This window comes from Streptomyces cynarae, from assembly GCF_025642135.1.
Taxonomy (GTDB): domain Bacteria; phylum Actinomycetota; class Actinomycetes; order Streptomycetales; family Streptomycetaceae; genus Streptomyces; species Streptomyces cynarae.
In genome coordinates, this window is the sequence record NZ_CP106793.1 from 6,627,514 (window position 1) to 6,644,480 (window position 16,967).

Annotated in this window: 13 protein-coding genes; 7 read left to right on the forward strand and 6 right to left on the reverse strand. The window is 71.5% G+C overall.

Annotated features, from left to right (window positions below; all coding sequences use genetic code 11):
- The first annotated feature begins 215 nt into the window (after positions 1 to 215).
- Positions 216 to 1,043, forward strand: coding sequence for an enoyl-CoA hydratase family protein (locus N8I84_RS30135; protein WP_263232558.1), 828 nt, complete (start codon positions 216 to 218; stop codon positions 1,041 to 1,043).
- 2 nt (positions 1,044 to 1,045) lie between these two features.
- On the forward strand, positions 1,046 to 3,391 hold the full coding sequence (locus N8I84_RS30140; RefSeq protein WP_263232559.1) for a bifunctional salicylyl-CoA 5-hydroxylase/oxidoreductase: 2,346 nt from the start codon (positions 1,046 to 1,048) through the stop codon (positions 3,389 to 3,391).
- Positions 3,392 to 3,413: 22 nt separating this feature from the next.
- On the opposite strand, the gene N8I84_RS30145 is transcribed toward N8I84_RS30140, so the two are convergent.
- Together N8I84_RS30145 and N8I84_RS30150 are read right to left on the reverse strand one after the other, a co-directional pair.
- The gene (locus N8I84_RS30145; RefSeq protein ID WP_263232560.1) at positions 3,414 to 4,247 is read right to left on the reverse strand and encodes a PaaX family transcriptional regulator; all 834 of its coding nucleotides are present in this window, start codon (positions 4,245 to 4,247) and stop codon (positions 3,414 to 3,416) included.
- A 15-nt stretch (positions 4,248 to 4,262) separates the two neighbouring features.
- Positions 4,263 to 5,951, reverse strand: a complete 1,689-nt coding sequence (locus N8I84_RS30150; RefSeq protein ID WP_263234932.1) for an AMP-binding protein — start codon at positions 5,949 to 5,951, stop codon at positions 4,263 to 4,265.
- 234 nt (positions 5,952 to 6,185) lie between these two features.
- Here N8I84_RS30150 and N8I84_RS30155 point away from each other — a divergent pair, with 234 nt between their 5' ends.
- The 4 genes from N8I84_RS30155 (at position 6,186) to N8I84_RS30170 (ending at position 9,176) form a co-directional block, all read left to right on the forward strand.
- A complete protein-coding gene (locus N8I84_RS30155; RefSeq protein ID WP_263232561.1) occupies positions 6,186 to 7,313 on the forward strand; it encodes an acyl-CoA dehydrogenase family protein in 1,128 nt (375 codons plus the stop codon).
- Positions 7,310 to 7,708, forward strand: a complete 399-nt coding sequence (locus N8I84_RS30160; RefSeq protein WP_263232562.1) for a RidA family protein — start codon at positions 7,310 to 7,312, stop codon at positions 7,706 to 7,708. The genes N8I84_RS30155 and N8I84_RS30160 overlap by 4 nt, the downstream gene beginning before the upstream one ends.
- Positions 7,709 to 7,765: 57 nt before the next feature.
- A complete protein-coding gene (locus tag N8I84_RS30165; protein WP_263232563.1) occupies positions 7,766 to 8,590 on the forward strand; it encodes an alpha/beta fold hydrolase in 825 nt (274 codons plus the stop codon).
- Between the two features lie 133 nt (positions 8,591 to 8,723).
- On the forward strand, positions 8,724 to 9,176 hold the full coding sequence (locus tag N8I84_RS30170) for a DUF6299 family protein (protein ID WP_263232564.1): 453 nt from the start codon (positions 8,724 to 8,726) through the stop codon (positions 9,174 to 9,176).
- A gap of 184 nt (positions 9,177 to 9,360) precedes the next feature.
- Here N8I84_RS30170 and rpsN read toward each other — a convergent pair whose 3' ends face one another.
- The 4 genes from rpsN to N8I84_RS30190 form a co-directional block, all read right to left on the reverse strand.
- The gene (gene rpsN / locus N8I84_RS30175; RefSeq protein ID WP_263234933.1) at positions 9,361 to 9,678 is read right to left on the reverse strand and encodes a 30S ribosomal protein S14; all 318 of its coding nucleotides are present in this window, start codon (positions 9,676 to 9,678) and stop codon (positions 9,361 to 9,363) included.
- Between the two features lie 538 nt (positions 9,679 to 10,216).
- Positions 10,217 to 10,609, reverse strand: coding sequence for an SCO5389 family protein (locus N8I84_RS30180; RefSeq protein WP_263232565.1), 393 nt, complete (start codon positions 10,607 to 10,609; stop codon positions 10,217 to 10,219).
- Between the two features lie 51 nt (positions 10,610 to 10,660).
- Positions 10,661 to 11,620, reverse strand: a complete 960-nt coding sequence (locus N8I84_RS30185; RefSeq protein ID WP_263232566.1) for an ATP-binding protein — start codon at positions 11,618 to 11,620, stop codon at positions 10,661 to 10,663.
- A 706-nt stretch (positions 11,621 to 12,326) separates the two neighbouring features.
- On the reverse strand, positions 12,327 to 13,856 hold the full coding sequence (locus tag N8I84_RS30190) for a helix-turn-helix domain-containing protein (protein WP_263232567.1): 1,530 nt from the start codon (positions 13,854 to 13,856) through the stop codon (positions 12,327 to 12,329).
- A 289-nt stretch (positions 13,857 to 14,145) separates the two neighbouring features.
- On the opposite strand from N8I84_RS30190, the gene acnA reads away from it, so the two are divergent.
- Complete coding sequence (gene acnA, locus N8I84_RS30195) at positions 14,146 to 16,863, forward strand: aconitate hydratase AcnA (RefSeq protein ID WP_313884305.1); 2,718 nt, start codon at positions 14,146 to 14,148, stop codon at positions 16,861 to 16,863.
- Positions 16,864 to 16,967: the final 104 nt, after the last annotated feature.

The window sequence follows — 16,967 nt, forward strand, 5'->3', positions numbered from 1 at the left end:
GGGGCGTCGTCGGCCCCGGTGCCGGGTTGCCTACCCGTACCGACGGCCCGTCGTGCATGCCGGTGCCTGCCGTTACCGGCCTGTCGAGAAGGTGTGACAGCCCGGCCGCCCGGTCGCATGTATCGCGCCCTCATGACGACAGTCACGGATCGGTGATAACTTCATGACAGAGCAGCAGCGAGGACCGCCGCCCCCGTCCGAGGAGGCCGCACGTCATGAGTCCCTTCACCGGCTCCGCCGCCCGCACCTCCGACTGGCGCCATGTGCGGTGCGTCTACGACAACGGGGTCGCCACGGTCACCCTGGCCCGCCCCGGAAAAATCAACGCGCTCACCTTCGGCGCCTACGCCGACCTGCGCGACCTGCTCGCCGAACTGTCCCGGGAGAGGTCGGTGCGCGCCCTGGTCCTGGGCGGCGAGGGGCGCGGCTTCTGCTCGGGCGGAGACGTGGACGAGATCATCGGCGCCACGCTGTCCATGGACACCGCCCAGTTGCTGGACTTCAACCGGATGACCGGGCAGGTCGTACGGGCCCTGCGGGAGTGCCCGTTCCCGGTGATCGCGGCGGTGCACGGGGTGGCCGCGGGCGCGGGCGCCGTCCTCGCCCTGGCCGCCGACTTCCGCGTGGCGGACCCCACCGCGCGCTTCCAGTTCCTCTTCACCAGGGTCGGGCTCTCCGGCGGTGACATGGGGGCCGCGTATCTGCTGCCCCGGGTGGTCGGGCTCGGCCACGCGACGCGGCTGCTCATGCTGGGCGAGCCGGTGCGGGCGGCCGAGGCCGAGCGGATCGGCCTGATCAGCGAGCTGACGGAGGAGGGCGGCGCCGACGAGGCGGCAAAGGCGCTGGCCCGCCGCCTGGCCGACGGCCCGGCGCTCGCATACGCCCAGACCAAGGCCCTCCTCACGGCCGAACTGGACATGCCGCTCGCGGCATCGGTGGAACTGGACGCGGCGACCCAGGCCCTGCTGATGAACAGCGAGGACTACGCGGAGTTCCACGCGGCCTTCTCGGAGAAACGGGCGCCCAAGTGGCAGGGGAGGTGACCATGACCGGCACCGGAGAGCGGCCGTTGCGCGTCGCTGTCATCGGCGGCGGCCCCGGCGGCCTCTACGCCGCCGCCCTGCTCAAGCGGCTCGACCCGGCCCGCGAGGTGACCGTCTGGGAGCGGAACGCTCCCGACGACACGTTCGGGTTCGGTGTCGTCCTGTCCGACGAGACCCTCGGCGGTATCGAGCACGCCGACCCCGTCGTGTACGCCGCGCTGAAGGACGAGTTCGTGCGGTGGGACGACATCGACATCGTGCACCGGGGCGTGCGCCACACCTCCGGCGGCCACGGTTTCGCCGCGCTCGGCAGGCGGCGGCTCCTTGGGATCCTGCACGAGCGCTGCCGCTCCCTCGGCGTCGACCTCCGCTTCCGCACCGAGGCCCCCTACCCGGCCTGGCTCTCGGAGGCGTACGACCTCGTCATCGCCGCCGACGGAGTGCACAGCGGCACACGCGAGGCGTACGCCGAGGTGTTCCGGCCCTCGATCGAGGAGCACCGCTGCCGGTACATCTGGCTCGCCGCCGACTTCCCCTTCGACGCCTTCCGCTTCGAGATCGCCGAGACCGAGCACGGCGTGATGCAGCTCCACGGCTACCCGTATGCCCGCCCGTCGCCCGACCACCACCCGTCAACGAGGCCCTGCGGGCCACAGAGTCAATTCGGTGCTTCGACGGTCATCGTGGAGATGCGCGAGGAGGTGTGGCACGCGGCCGGGTTCGCCGAGCTGGACACCGACGAGACCATCGAGCGCTGCGCCAAGATCTTCGCGGACGCCCTGCGCGGCCGGCCCCTGCGCTCCAACAACTCCGCCTGGACCACCTTCCGCACGGTCGTCACCGAGCACTGGTCCCACGGCAACCTGGTCCTGCTGGGCGACGCCGCGCACACCGCGCACTTCTCCATCGGCTCCGGTACGAAACTCGCGGTGGAGGACGCGCTCGCCCTGGTCGCCTGCCTGGAGGAACACCCCTCGCTGCCCGAGGCCCTGGCCGCCTACGAGGAGGAGCGGCGCCCGGTGGTCGCCTCCACCCAGCGTGCCGCCCGCGCCAGCCTTGAGTGGTTCGAGAACCTGAGGCTGTACCTCGACCAGCCGCCCCGCCAGTTCGCCTTCAACCTGCTCACCCGCAGCCGCCGCGTCACCCACGACAACCTGCGGCTGCGCGACCCCCGCTTCACCGAGGCGGTGGAGCGCGAGTTCGGCTGCCCGCCCGGCACACCCCCGATGTTCACCCCCTTCCGGTTGCGCGGCCTGACCCTGCGCAACCGCGTCGTGGTCTCGCCGATGGACATGTACTCGGCCGTGGACGGCGTCCCCGGCGACTTCCACCTCGTCCACCTGGGCGCACGGGCGCTCGGCGGCGCCGGTCTGGTGATGACCGAGATGGTGTGCGTGAGCCCCGAGGGCCGCATCACCCCGGGCTGCGCCGGCCTCTACACCGGACGGCAGGCCGAGGCGTGGCGGCGCGTCACCGACTTCGTGCACAGCCAGGCGCCAGGCACCGCGATCGGGGTGCAGCTCGGGCACAGCGGCCGAAAGGGCTCCACCAAGCTGATGTGGGAGGGCATGGACGAGCCGCTGGAGGAGGGCGACTGGCCGCTCGTGGCCGCCTCGCCGATCCCGTACAAACCGGGCGGCCAGACGCCCCGCGAGCTCTCCCGCGCCCAGCTGACCGACATCCGCGAGCAGTTCGCCTCCGCCGCCGTCCGCGCCGCCCGCGCCGGCTTCGACCTCCTCGAACTCCACTGCGCCCACGGATACCTGCTCTCCGGCTTCCTCTCACCGCTCACCAACCACCGCACCGACGCCTATGGCGGCTCGCTCGCCGGGCGGCTCCGCTTCCCGCTCGAGGTCTTCGACGCCGTGCGGGCGGTGTGGCCCGGGGAGCGGCCCATGACGGTACGGATCTCCGCGACCGACTGGGCCGAGGGCGGCACCACAGCCGAGGAGGCCGTCGAGATCGCCCGCGCGTTCGCCGCGCACGGCGCCGACGCGATCGACGTGTCGACCGGGCAGGTGGTGGCCGAGGAGAAGCCGGCGTTCGGGCGCTCGTACCAGACGCCGTACGCCGATCGGATCCGCCACGAGACGGGCATACCGGTGATCGCGGTGGGCGCCATCTCGTCCTGGGACGACGTCAACTCGCTGATCCTGGCCGGGCGCACCGACCTGTGCGCCCTCGCCCGGCCGCACCTGTACGACCCGCACTGGACCCTGCACGCGGCGGCCGAACAGGGCTACGGCGGGCAGGGCGCGGTGTGGCCTGCGCCCTACCGGGCGGGCAGCAGGCGTCCCAACACCGGCCGCACCGACGCCCCCAGACCCCGCCTGACGCTGGGGAGCTGAGGCCCCGAGGCACCCAGGGCACCTACGGCAGATCCGCCACGCCCGCGAACACCGCCCCCGCCTCCCGCAGCCGCTCGTGCAGCGCCCGGAAGACCGCCGCCGAGCGGGCGCCCGGCCAGTTCGCGGGCAGCAGGCCGGCCGGCAGCCCGGGGTCGGCGTAGGGCAGGTGGCGCCAGGAGTCGAGGGCGAGCAGATAGTCGCGGTACGCCTCCTCGGGCGGCGTGTCCTCGCGGGCTTCCCAGTCGCGCAGCACGCGCGCGTGGCGGTCGAGGAACGCCTCGTGCTGCTTGGCGATCGCGGCCAGGTCCCACCAGCGCTCCACCGCCTCCGCGGTCGGCGCGAAGCCGAGGTGGTCCCCGCGGAAGAGGTCCACGTACACGTCCAGGTGCAGCCGCTCCAGGGTGTGCCGGGTCTCCTCGTACAGGCGTGCGGGGGCGATCCACACCCCGGGGGCCGCGGTGCCGAAACCGAGCCCCGCCAGCCGGGAGCGCAGCAGGTGCCGCTTCTGCCGCTCCGACTCGGGCACGGAGAACACGGCAAGCACCCAGCCCTCGTCCTTCGGGGGCGCCGTCGCGTACACCCGGCGGTCGCCGTCCTCCAGCAGCTGCCGTGCGTCAGGCGACAGCGCGTACCCGGCCGCGCCCGTCGCCGTGCGCTCCGGCACGAGCAGTCCGCGCCGCTTCAGCCGCGACACCGACGACCTTACGGAGGGCGCGTCCACGCCGACCGCGGCGAGCAGCCGGATCAGCTCGGCCACGGGGACCGGGCCGGGGGTGAAGCGGCCGTAGGCGCCGTAGAACGTGACGATGAGGGACCTCGGGGCGTGCTGAGCGTGCTGATCGGACACGTTGATCACTTTAGATCGTCGGCGTCACTCATGATCACCTCGCACGGGCACCGGGTCGGCGTCCGCGCGCAGCCGGAACCGCTGGAGCTTGCCCGTCGCCGTGCGCGGCAGCGCGTCCAGGAAGACGAACTCGCGCGGGCACTTGTACGGCGCCAGCTCCGAGGTCAGGAAGGCGCGCAGCGCCTCCGGGTCGCGCCGCGCGCCCTCCCTGAGGACCGCATACGCCACCACGACCTGCCCGCGCACCTCGTCGGGCCGCCCGACGACCGCCGTCTCGACCACGTCCGGATGGCGCAGCAGGGCGTCCTCGACCTCGGGTCCGGCGATGTTGTACCCAGCGGAGATGATCATGTCGTCGGCGCGGGCCACATAGCGGAAGTAGCCGTCGGGCTCGCGGACGTAGGTGTCGCCGGTGATGTTCCAGCCGCCCCGGACGTACTCCCGCTGCCGTGGATCGGCGAGATAGCGGCAGCCGACCGGTCCGCGCACCGCGAGCAGTCCGGGCTCGCCGTCCGGTACGGGCACGCCGTCGGCGTCCTGCACGCGCGCGTGCCACCCCGGGACCGGAAGCCCCGTGGTTCCCGGCCGGATCCGGTCGTCCGCCGCCGAGATGAAGATGTGCAGCAGCTCGGTGGCGCCGATGCCGTTGACGATGCGCAGACCGGTGCGCTCGTGCCAGACCCGCCAGGTGGCCTCGGGAAGGTTCTCGCCGGCCGACACACAGCGCCGCAGCGAGGCCGTGTCGTACGCGTCCAGCTCGTCGAGCATCGCCCGGTAGGCGGTCGGCGCGGTGAACAACACCGAGACCCGGTGCTCGGCGATCGCGGGCAACAGCTGCCTGGGGCCCGCCTGTTCGAGCAGTAGGGCGCTCGCGCCGGCCCGCAGCGGGAAGACGACGAGTCCGCCGAGCCCGAAGGTGAAGCCGAGCGGGGGACTGCCCGCGAAGACGTCGTCGGGGCGCGGGCGCAGGATGTGCCGCGAGAAGGTGTCCGCGATGGCGAGCAGGTCGCGGTGGAAGTGCATGCACCCCTTCGGGCGGCCCGTGGTGCCGGAGGTGAAGGCGATCAGCGCCACGTCGTCGGCCGCCGTGTCCACCGGTGCGTACGGCTCCTCGGGCACCGGCAGACGCAGCAGGTCGTCAGGGGCGTCGCCGCCGTACGGGGTGATGCGCAGCCCGGGCACGTCGGCCTTCACCAGGTCGTCCACCACACGGACGTCGCACAGGGCGTGGCCGACCCGGGCGATGTCGCACATCGTGCGCAGCTCGTGCGGGCGCTGCTGGGCGAGCACCGTGACGGCGATCGCGCCCGCCTTCAGGACCGCCAGCCAGCAGGCGGCGAGCCAGGGGGTGGTGGGGCCGCGCAGCAGGACACGGTTGCCGGGGACGACCCCGAGACGGGAGGTGAGCGCGTGCGCGATGCGGTCGACACGGGTGCGGAGCTGTCCGTACGTCCACACGTCGCCGTCCGCCGTGCGGAACGCCGGGCGGTCGGGGGCGGTGCGATCGAGCAGCTCGACCGCGGCGTTCAGCCGTTCGGGGTAGCACAGCTCGGGCAGGTCGAAGCGGAGCTCGGGCCACTGCTCGCGGGGCGGGAGACGGTCACGGGCGAAGGTGTCGCGGTGGGCGGTGGGGACCGCCGACGGAGCCTCGGCCGACGCCCGGCTCGCGGTGTCCGTGGCGCTCGCGGTGCCTGCGGCGCTCGCCGTGTCCATGGCGCTCGCGGTGCCTGCGGCGCTCGCTGCTTCCGTGGCGATCGCGGTGTCTGACGCGCTCGCTGTGTCCGTGGCGCTGGTGGCGTCCCTCGGGTCCATGGCGTCTCGCCCCCTTGTCGTGGTGGGCTCGCGCATCGAGCGTATCGTGTTGGTGACGGCAGTCAACGGTCCGCGATACGTTCGGGTGAGCAGCCCACCCGGCCCCGAGGGGCCGTCAGGGAGAGGGGACCGGCCATGACCGCATTCTCGCTCGACCCCGCCCAGCTGGCCTGGCGTGCGGAGCTGCGCACCCTGGCCGGGCAACGGCTGCGTCCGCTCGCCGAGAAGGGCGAGCCCGGCCGCGTGAACCGCGCCCTCGTCACCGAACTCGGCCGACTCGGTCTGCTCGACCGGCTGTTCACCTCCGGGGCCCTGGAACTGTGTCTGATGCGGGAGTCTCTGGCGTACGCCTGCACCGAGGCGGAGACGGCCCTCGCCCTGCAAGGGCTCGGCGCCCATCCCGTGCACGCCTACGGGACACCGGCCCAGCGCGCCCGCTGGCTGCCCGGCGTCCGGGCCGGCACCACGGTCGCCGCCTTCGCGCTGACCGAGCCGGACGCGGGGTCGGACGCGGCGGCGCTGTCCCTCGCGGCCGAAGCCGACGGGCCCTCCGGGTGGCGGCTCACCGGTGAGAAGTGCTGGATCTCCAACGCCCCGGAGGCCGACTTCTACACCGTCTTCGCCCGCACCGCCCCCGGCGCGGGCGCCCGCGGTGTGACCGCGTTCCTCGTCCCCGCCGACCGCCCCGGCCTGACCGGCACCCCCCTCGAGATGCTCTCGCCGCACCCCATCGGCACGCTCGCCTTCGACGCGGTGCCCGTGACCGAGGACGACCTGCTCGGCGAGGCCGACCGCGGCTTCCGGGTCGCCATGGGCACCCTCAACCTCTTCCGCCCCAGCGTCGGCGCGTTCGCGGTCGGCATGGCACAGGCCGCCCTCGACGCGGCCCTCGCCCACACCGCCGCGAGGGACGCCTTCGGCGGTCGCCTCAAGGACCTCCAGGCGGTCTCCCACCAGGTCGCCGAGATGGCCCTGCGCACCGAGGCGGCCCGTCTCATGGTCTACTCGGCCGCGACGGCGTACGACGAAGGCGCCCCGGACGTCCCGAAGCGGGCCGCCATGGCGAAGCTGCTCGCCACCGAGACCGCGCAGTACGTCGTCGACGCCGCCGTCCAGCTGCACGGCGCCCGCGCACTGCGCCGCGGCCACCTCCTCGAACACCTCTACCGTGAGGTGCGCGCACCCCGGATCTACGAGGGCGCGAGCGAGGTGCAACGCGGCATCGTCGCCAAGGAGTTGTACGCCACCGTGGAGGCCCCGTGACCAGTGAGCGCGTCAACCCGCCCGGCCTCTCCCCGGCCAAGGGCTTCTCGCACGCGGTCGTCGCCACCGGCACCCGCGTCGTCTTCCTGGCGGGCCAGACCGCCCTCGACGGCGACGGCAAGGTGGTCGGCGACACGCTCCCCGAGCAGTTCGAGCGCGCCCTCGCCAACCTGCTCACCGCCCTGCGCGCCGCCGACGGCACCCCCGCCGACCTCGCCCGCGTCACCGTCTACGCCACCGACGTGGCCGACTACCGCGCGCACGCCCCCGAACTGGGCCGCATCTGGCGGCGGCTGGCGGGCCGTGACTACCCCGCGATGGCCGTCGTGGGGACCACGCGCCTGTGGGACGAGCAGGCGCTAGTGGAACTGGACGGCTTCGCCGTGCTCCCGTAGCCGTGCCCACGGGCATAACCTGTGCGTGCCTCGGGGGGAGTCGAGGGGAGTCGTCACATGCCCGAGATCACGCTGACCGCAGGCCCCGTCGCCTACGAGGACACGGGCGGCGACGGCCCGGTCGTGGTCCTGCTGCACGGCCTGGTGCACGACCACACCGTCTGGCGCAAGGTGATGGCCGATCTGCGCGCCGACCACCGGGTGATCGCACCGACCCTGCCGTACGGCGCCCACCGCAGGCCCATGCACCGGCCGCCCACACCGGACCTCGTGAACGACCTGATCGCCGAGTTCCTGGACCACCTCGACCTGCGGGACGTCACCCTGGTGGAGAGCGACTGCGGAAGGGCCCAGACGGTGGCCGCGCGGCACCCCGAGCGTCTGGCCCGCCTGGTCCTCATCTCCTGCGAGGCCTTCGACAACTACCCGCCGGGCGCGCCCGGAAAGATGATCGGACTGGCCTGTGCCGTGCCCGGCGGTGTTCCGCTCATGGTCCGCGGCCTGGGCTGGAAACCCCTGCGCCGGCTGCCCGTCGGCATCGGTGCGCTGACCAAGTACCCGGTACCGGACGAGATCGTGGACGGCTGGCTGCGGCCCCTGCGCACCGACAAGGCCATCCGGCGCGACTTCCGCCACTACGGGACCCACGTCCGCAGGACCGAACTCCTGGAGGCCGCCCAGGCATTGAAGACGTTCGACCGGCCTGCGCTCGTCGTCTGGGCGACCGAGGACCTGATGATGCCCCGTGAACACGGCCGGAGGCTCGCCGAACTCCTGCCGAAAGGGCGGCTGATGGAGATCGACGACTCCCGCACCCTGATCGCCGAGGACCAGCCCGAGCGCCTCGCGGCGGTCCTGCGCGAGTTCATCGGCACGACCTGAGCGGGCGCCAGGTGGTGGGCGCCGCATGACCGTCGGTGCGGACTCGCCACCGAAGGGGTGAGGATCACGGGCCGGGACGCGGGAGCCCGGTACCTATGGAATCCCCAATTCCGGGTCTTCAGGAGGTGCTTCCATGATCCTGCGCCAGGTCGTCGGGACGGTCGTCGGGACGGTCCTCGTGCCGGCCGTCGGTGCGGCCCTGCTGCTGTCCGTCGCCCCCGCCGCGGGCGCACTCGCCGTCCGTTCGTCCGACGAGGTGACCGTCGACCCGACCGGACACCTGGCGCCCGACGGCACGATCACCCTCTCCGGCACCTACCGCTGCGTCGGTAGCGGCGGAGGCCCCGTGCTCGTCTCCGCCTCGGTCTCCCAGGCCGACCCCCACGTCAGCCGCGGCGTCGGCAGCACCCCGGCGGTCTGTGACGGCCTCGGGCACCGCTGGACCGCCTCCGAGACCCGCAAGGACGCTTACACCACGGGCCGGGCGCACGTCGAGGCCACCCTGGTGGAACTGAGCGGGTCCGGCCTCCCGCTGCCCCGCTTCCACGCGGTCCGCCGACAGGACGTCACCCTGACCGCGGGATGAGACCAGCCAGCCTGACAACCTGCCGAAAATGGGCAGTTCCGGATCGCTGACCTGCACTGAGTCGCCGTGTGTGACGGCATGTGGCTGGAATAGGAGCTCTCGCCCCGCCGCAACATGCACGCCACCGGTGCGGGCCCGCTGCGGTGGCCCAGAGGGCTCGCGGCGTCGGCGGACCGGGCGCGGGTCACCAACTGCTCTTGGTCACGCCGGGGACCTCGCCCGCGTGGGCCATCTCGCGTACGCGGATGCGGGACAGGCCGAAGGCACGCAGATGGCCGCGGGGGCGCCCGTCCACGGAGTCGCGGTTGCGCAGGCGGGTGGCGCTGGCGTCGCGGGGCTGTCGGCGCAGTTCCCTCTGGGCGGCGGCGCGGTCTCCGTCACCGTCGGTGCTCTGGACGTGACCCGGCTGCGTCGACCGGATCAAGGGTTTTCGTACGGTCGGACGGCTCTTCCTCCTGCCTGGCCGGCCGTCGCGCCCGGCGCGGGCCGGCGGGAGACGGATGCCTGCGGCCGTGCTTCGCGGTACGACTGCTGCCCCTGGCGGAGCCACTCCGGAAAGCGAGTGGCTCCGGCGTTCACCCGCGCTCGTCCGCCGCCTGCCGTCGACCGCAGTCCGGGCACACTCCGGACACCGTGTGCCGGACGTTCGCGAACCCGGAGGCCGGCTCAGGCCGCAGTCGGTGCAGATGAGGTAGTGGCGGTGGTCGGGGCCGGGGCGGTAACGGAAGAGACGTTCGCCGCTCGTGTCGCGGACCATGTCGGCCCCGCCGGCGTCGGCCAGGGACGGTGGGCATGCGGAGCTCCTTCGGGCGATGCCGGACGCGCGGCGGACACGCGCCGGCCGAGCGGCGACACACTCGACGACTGCTCGGGTGCTGCGCAGGTGGGGCGCGGCGGATGTCGCCGGGACGAGGGTCGGCGGCCGCCACTCACGAGGACCCGGGTGTCCTGGTGGGCGACGGCCGCCGGGGGTTGGAAGTGGCCGACCTGTTCGCCGAACGCCGGATTCGGCAGTCGGCGGCGGCTGCGGCTGCGCTGGTTCAGCAGTCGCGGAACTCCGGTGACTGGTTGAGGATCTGCGAGCGCAGGGAGGTGAAGCGGGTGTGCGTTTCGCCGCCGCGCGCCTCGGGAGGGAAGGCGGCCACGCGGTGGCAGTTCTGGAAGGCGAGGGCGATGCCGAAGTGGCGTTCCAGGCTGCCCCGGATCGCGTCGCTGGACAGAGCACGCAGCAGCTGGCCGCGCTCCTTCTCGGAGGGCGGCGGGGTCTGGTTGTCGGCGAACTCTGCCGTGCCGGAGCGCAGTTCGTCCGCCAGGCGGGCGATGAGGTCGTAGGCGTACGGCAGGGACGTACGGACCGTTTCCACGAAGTCCTGCTCCCGCACCTCGCCGTTCTCGGCTTCGGCGAGCAGCTGCGGGGAGACGTCGAGTGACATGAAGGGGTGTCCTGTTCTGTTTCTGTGGTTCGGTGCTTGAGGGGGTGTGGGTCAGGCGAGGGCGGCCAGGGCTGTAGGGCCGTGCTGGAACTCCGGATCGACCTGGGCGGCGAGGTCCTGGCCGGTGACCTCATCGGCCCAGGCGGCGGCGTTGCGCAGGTGGAAGTACACGGCGTGCTTCTGGAAGGCCGCCCAGTCCTTGGGGCGGGCGTCCACAGCCGCGCGCAGCCGGTCCAGGGTGCGGGTGTTGTGCAGCTCCAGCTCGCCGTGGCTGCGGCCCTGTTCCTGGGCACGTACGTAGGAGGACTGCTCGCAGTGGGCGAGCAGGTCCTCGCCGACGTGCTCCTTGAGGAAGAGCAGGTCGTCCTCGCCGGTGACCTTGTTGCCCACGACGGCGACCGGGATGCCGAACTCGGCCGCGTGGTCGCGGTACTGGCGATACACCGAGACGCTCTTGCGGGTCGGTTCCACGACCAGGAACGTCACGTCGAAACGGGTGAACAGGCCAGAAGCGAAAGCGTCGGCGCCGGCGGTCATGTCGACGACGACGTACTCGCCGGGGCCGTCGACGAGGTGGTTGAGGTAGAGCTCGACCGCGCCCAGTTTGGAGTGGTAGCAGGCCACGCCGAGATCGCTCTCGTCGAAGGCGCCGGTCACCATGAGCGGGACGCCTGCGACCTCCTGGACGTGGTGGCTGTGGATCTCGTCGTCGCCGAGCAGCCGCAGCAGCCGGGAGCCGCGTCCGGGCGGCGTCGTCTTCACCATCGCCTCGCGGGACGGGATCCGCGGGTTCGTACCCCGCAGGTACTCCTTGATCTCGCCCGTGCGCGCGCTGAGCGGCGGCGCGGCGAAGACCTCGTCCTCGTCGAGGCCGAGAGTGTGGGCCAGGTGCTGGTTGATGTCGCCGTCGACCGCGACGACCGGCGCACCCGAGTGCGCCAGGTGACGGGAGAAGAGGGCCGACAGGGTCGTCTTGCCGCTGCCGCCCTTGCCGACGAAGGCAACGCGCATGGCTTCAGCCGCTCCTATTGAAAATGGATGTCATGCGCATAGGCTGGTGGTGCGGCGAGGCGGTGTCAAATCGCTCGCGTCTCAACTGGGGGTCTCATCGAGGGAGTTGAGTCACCCCGTGGCGCAGACGGGGGATTTCTTTGACCCATACGGAGGAAGCGGAAGATGAGCGATGCCGCAGGCGGCCGTCACGACCGCACCACGTGCACGGGTGCGGCGCCGCGCGGTTGGCGGTGGCACTGAGGTGTTGCGACGACTCCTGGGAAACCGAGCCCGCGGGGCCTTCAGTTCGCCGGACGGCGGCAAGGATCAGCCGCGGCACGGTCGGCGGGAGGTCGACGTCGAGGAGGGAACCGGTGGCCGAACTGCCGATGAGGCCGATCAGGCCGGATGCGGAGGACAGTGTGCCGGTGGAGGTGCGGGGCGAGGCGCGTCGGCGGATCCGGCCGAGGCGTATGGCGCCGCACGGGCCGGAAAGCCGCTCCCTTCCCGGAAGGTGATCGTCATCTCACCCGGCACCCGCCGGACTCCGGCCGGCCCCGCACGTCTCTTCCGTCATGCCTGGCAGGGGGTGCACAGCCCGTTGAGGCGCAGGCTTCGCGGGCGGAAGGCGGTCGCCCGGACCGGAGAGGTCCCACACATGCCGCCGCACCCTGTCCGGACCCGCTTCGTCACTGGTCAGGCAGGATGCGGCGGCACCCGTCGATCAGATGTCCCGGAAGATCTCGATCTGCGCCCCCACCGAGTTCAGCCGCTCGGCCAGGTCCTCGTAGCCGCGGTTGATGACGTACACGTTGCGCAGCACGGACGTGCCCTCGGCCGCCATCATCGCCAGCAGGACGACCACGGCGGGGCGCAGCGCGGGCGGGCACATCATCTCGGCGGCGCGCCAGCGGGTCGGGCCCTCGACCAGCACCCGGTGCGGGTCGAGCAACTGCAGGCGCCCGCCCAGGCGGTTGAGGTCGGTCAGGTAGATGGCCCGGTTGTCGTAGACCCAGTCGTGGATCAGCGTCTTGCCCTGCGCGGAGGCCGCGATGGCCGCGAAGAACGGGACGTTGTCGATGTTCAGGCCGGGGAACGGCATCGGGTGGATCTTGTCGATCGGCGCCTCCAGTTTGGAGGGCCGGACGGTGAGGTCCACCAGTCGGGTGCGGCCGTTGTCGGCGGAGTACTCGGGGCTCCGGTCGTGGTCGAGGCCCATCTCCTCCAGGACCGCGAGTTCGATCTCCAGGAACTCGATCGGCACTCGGCGCACCGTCAGTTCGGACTCGGTGACCACCGCGGCGGCCAGCAGGCTCATCGCCTCGACCGGGTCCTCGGAGGGCGAGTAGTCGACGTCGACGTCGATGTTCGGCACGCCGTGGACGGTGAGTGTGGTGGTGCCGATGCCTTCGACCTCGACGCCGAGCGCCTCGAGGAAGAAGCACAGGTCCTGGACCATGTAGTTGGAGGAGGCGTTGCGTATGACCGTGACGCCGTTGTGCCGCGCGGCGGCCAGCAGGGCGTTCTCGGTCACGGTGTCGCCGCGCTCGGTCAGGACGATCGCCCGGCCGGGGGAGACGGACCGGTCCACCACCGCGTGGTACAGCCCCTCCGTGGCGGTGACCTCGAGCCCGAAGCGGCGCAGCGCGATCATGTGCGGCTCGATGGTGCGCGTCCCGAGGTCGCAGCCGCCCGCGTACGGCAGCTTGAAGCGGTCGAGGCGGTGCAGCAGCGGACCGAGGAACATGATGATGGACCGCGTACGGCGGGCGGCCTCGGCGTCGATGGCGTCCAGGTCGAGGTCCGCGGGCGGGACGATCTCCAGATCGACCCCCTCGTTGATCCACCGGGTCCGCACACCGATCGAGGTGAGCACCTCCAGCAGGCGGTACACCTCCTCGATGCGGGCGACGCGCCGCAGCACCGTGCGCCCCTTGTTGAGCAGCGAGGCGCACAGCAGCGCCACGCAGGCGTTCTTGCTCGTCTTGACGTCGATCGCGCCGGAGAGCCGGCGGCCGCCGACCACGCGCAGATGCATGGGGCCCGCGTAGCCCAGGGACACGATCTCGCTGTCCAGGGCGTCCCCGATGCGGGCGATCATCTCAAGGCTGAGGTTCTGGTTCCCCCGCTCGATGCGGTTGACGGCGCTCTGACTGGTACCGAGTGCCTCGGCGAGCTGCGCCTGGGTCAGGCCACGGTGCTGGCGTGCGACACGGATGAGCTTGCCGATGCGTACGAGGTAGTCGTCTGACATGAGACTGAGGCTATCTCAGATATGAGATGCGGCATCTTGTGGGGTCCATTCGAGTGAAGTGAACCGAGTGATGCCTGGTGGCAGGCGTGTGTCGCGGCGGTCTCCGGCCGCGCATGACCTACCCGGCCCCATGTACTAGAGTTATCTCGACATCGAGATATCTGCCGAGGCGTACCGCAGTAGCCGCTCTGGTAAGGGTGACCTAACTTAGCCTGACCTCAGCGGATCGGCCGAGATGCCGTGGCGGCAGGATCGTGGTGGTACGCGCACATCAATGAAGGAGACTGTCGTGTCGGCGAACAGCTTCGACGCCCGCAGCACGCTGCAGGTGGGCGACGAGTCGTACGAGATCTTCCGGCTGGACAAGGTGGAGGGCTCGGCCCGCCTGCCCTACAGCCTCAAGGTCCTGCTGGAGAACCTGCTCCGCACCGAGGACGGCGCGAACATCACCGCCGACCACATCCGCGCCCTCGGCAACTGGGACTCCCAGGCCCAGCCGTCGCAGGAGATCCAGTTCACGCCGGCCCGCGTGATCATGCAGGACTTCACCGGCGTGCCCTGTGTCGTGGACCTCGCCACCATGCGCGAGGCCGTCAAGGAGCTGGGCGGCGACCCGGCGAAGATCAACCCGCTGGCGCCGGCCGAGCTGGTCATCGACCACTCCGTCATCGCCGACAAGTTCGGCACGAACGACGCCTTCAAGGTCAACGTCGAGCTGGAGTACGGCCGCAACAAGGAGCGTTACCAGTTCCTGCGCTGGGGCCAGACCGCCTTCGACGAGTTCAAGGTCGTCCCCCCGGGCACCGGCATCGTCCACCAGGTCAACATCGAGCACCTCGCCCGCGTGGTGATGGTCCGTGACGGCAAGGCCTACCCGGACACCCTGGTCGGCACCGACTCCCACACCACGATGGTCAACGGCCTCGGCGTCCTCGGCTGGGGCGTCGGCGGCATCGAGGCCGAGGCCGCGATGCTCGGCCAGCCGGTCTCCATGCTCATCCCGCGCGTCGTCGGCTTCAAGCTCACCGGTGAGCTCCAGCCGGGCACCACCGCCACCGACCTCGTGCTCACCATCACCGAGATGCTGCGCAAGCACGGTGTGGTCGGCAAGTTCGTCGAGTTCTACGGCGAGGGCGTGGCCGCCACCTCGCTCGCCAACCGCGCCACCATCGGCAACATGTCGCCGGAGTTCGGCTCCACCGCCGCGATCTTCCCCGTAGACGACGAGACCCTGAACTACCTGCGCCTGACCGGCCGCTCCGACCAGCAGGTCGCGCTCGTCGAGGCCTACGCCAAGCAGCAGGGCCTCTGGCTGGACCCGAAGGCCGAGCCGGACTTCTCCGAGAAGCTCGAGCTGGACCTGTCCACGGTCGTCCCCTCGATCGCCGGCCCGAAGCGCCCGCAGGACCGCATCGTCCTCGCGAACGCCGCCGAGCAGTTCAAGCAGGACGTCCGCAATTACGTCGACGTCGTGGACGAGGCCGGCCAGGAGTCCTTCCCGGCCTCCGACGCCCCGGCCGTCGCCCCCAACGGTGCCCCGTCGAACCCGGTCCCGGTGACCGCCCCCGACGGCACCACCTACGAGCTGGACCACGGCGCCGTCACCGTGGCCGCCATCACCTCCTGCACCAACACCTCGAACCCCTACGTCATGGTCGCCGCCGCCCTGGTGGCCAAGAAGGCGGTCGAGAAGGGCCTGACCCGCAAGCCGTGGGTCAAGACCACCCTCGCCCCGGGTTCGAAGGTCGTCACCGACTACTTCGACAAGGCGGGCCTGACCCCGTACCTGGACAAGGTCGGCTTCAACCTGGTCGGTTACGGCTGCACCACCTGCATCGGCAACTCCGGCCCGCTGCCGGAGGAGGTCTCCAAGGCCGTCAACGACCACGACCTCGCGGTCACCTCGGTCCTCTCCGGCAACCGGAACTTCGAGGGCCGTATCAACCCCGACGTCAAGATGAACTACCTGGCGTCCCCGCCGCTGGTCGTCGCCTACGCCATCGCGGGCTCCATGAAGGTGGACATCACCAAGGAAGCGCTGGGCGCCGACCAGGACGGCAACCCGGTCTACCTGAAGGACATCTGGCCCTCCGAGGCCGAGGTCAACGACGTCGTCGCCAACGCCATCGGCGAGGACATGTTCTCCAAGTCCTACAGCGACGTCTTCGCCGGCGACGCCCAGTGGCAGTCCCTCCCGGTCCCGACCGGCAACACCTTCGAGTGGGACCCGGAGTCCACCTACGTCCGCAAGCCCCCGTACTTCGAGGGCATGGGCATGGAGCCGGCCCCGGTCGAGGACATCACCGGCGCCCGCGTCCTGGCCAAGCTGGGCGACTCGGTCACCACCGACCACATCTCCCCGGCCGGTGCGATCAAGGCCGACACCCCGGCCGGCAAGTACCTCACCGAGCACGGCGTCGAGCGCCGCGACTTCAACTCCTACGGTTCCCGCCGCGGCAACCACGAGGTGATGATCCGGGGTACGTTCGCCAACATCCGCCTGCGCAACCAGATCGCGCCGGGCACCGAGGGCGGCTACACCCGCGACTTCACGCAGGACGGCGGCCCGGTCTCCTTCATCTACGACGCCTCGCAGAACTACCAGGCCGCCGGCATTCCGCTGGTCGTCCTGGCCGGCAAGGAGTACGGCTCCGGCTCGTCCCGCGACTGGGCGGCCAAGGGCACCGCGCTCCTCGGCGTCAAGGCCGTCATCGCCGAGTCGTACGAGCGTATCCACCGCTCGAACCTCATCGGCATGGGCGTCCTGCCGCTCCAGTTCCCGGAGGGCCAGTCCGCCGCGAGCCTCGGCCTGACCGGTGAGGAGACCTTCTCCATCACCGGCGTCACCGAGCTCAACGAGGGCACCACGCCGCGCACGGTCAAGGTCACCACCGACACCGGTGTCGAGTTCGACGCGGTCGTCCGCATCGACACCCCCGGTGAGGCCGACTACTACCGCAACGGCGGCATCATGCAGTACGTGCTGCGCAGCCTGATCCGCAAGTAGGCGATCCGGCACGGCAGTCGAGGGCCGCACCCCCGCCGGGGGTGCGGCCCTCCGCCGTCTTCGGACCGCCGCCCGCACGGGACATCGCCGGTGCTCAGTGCGGA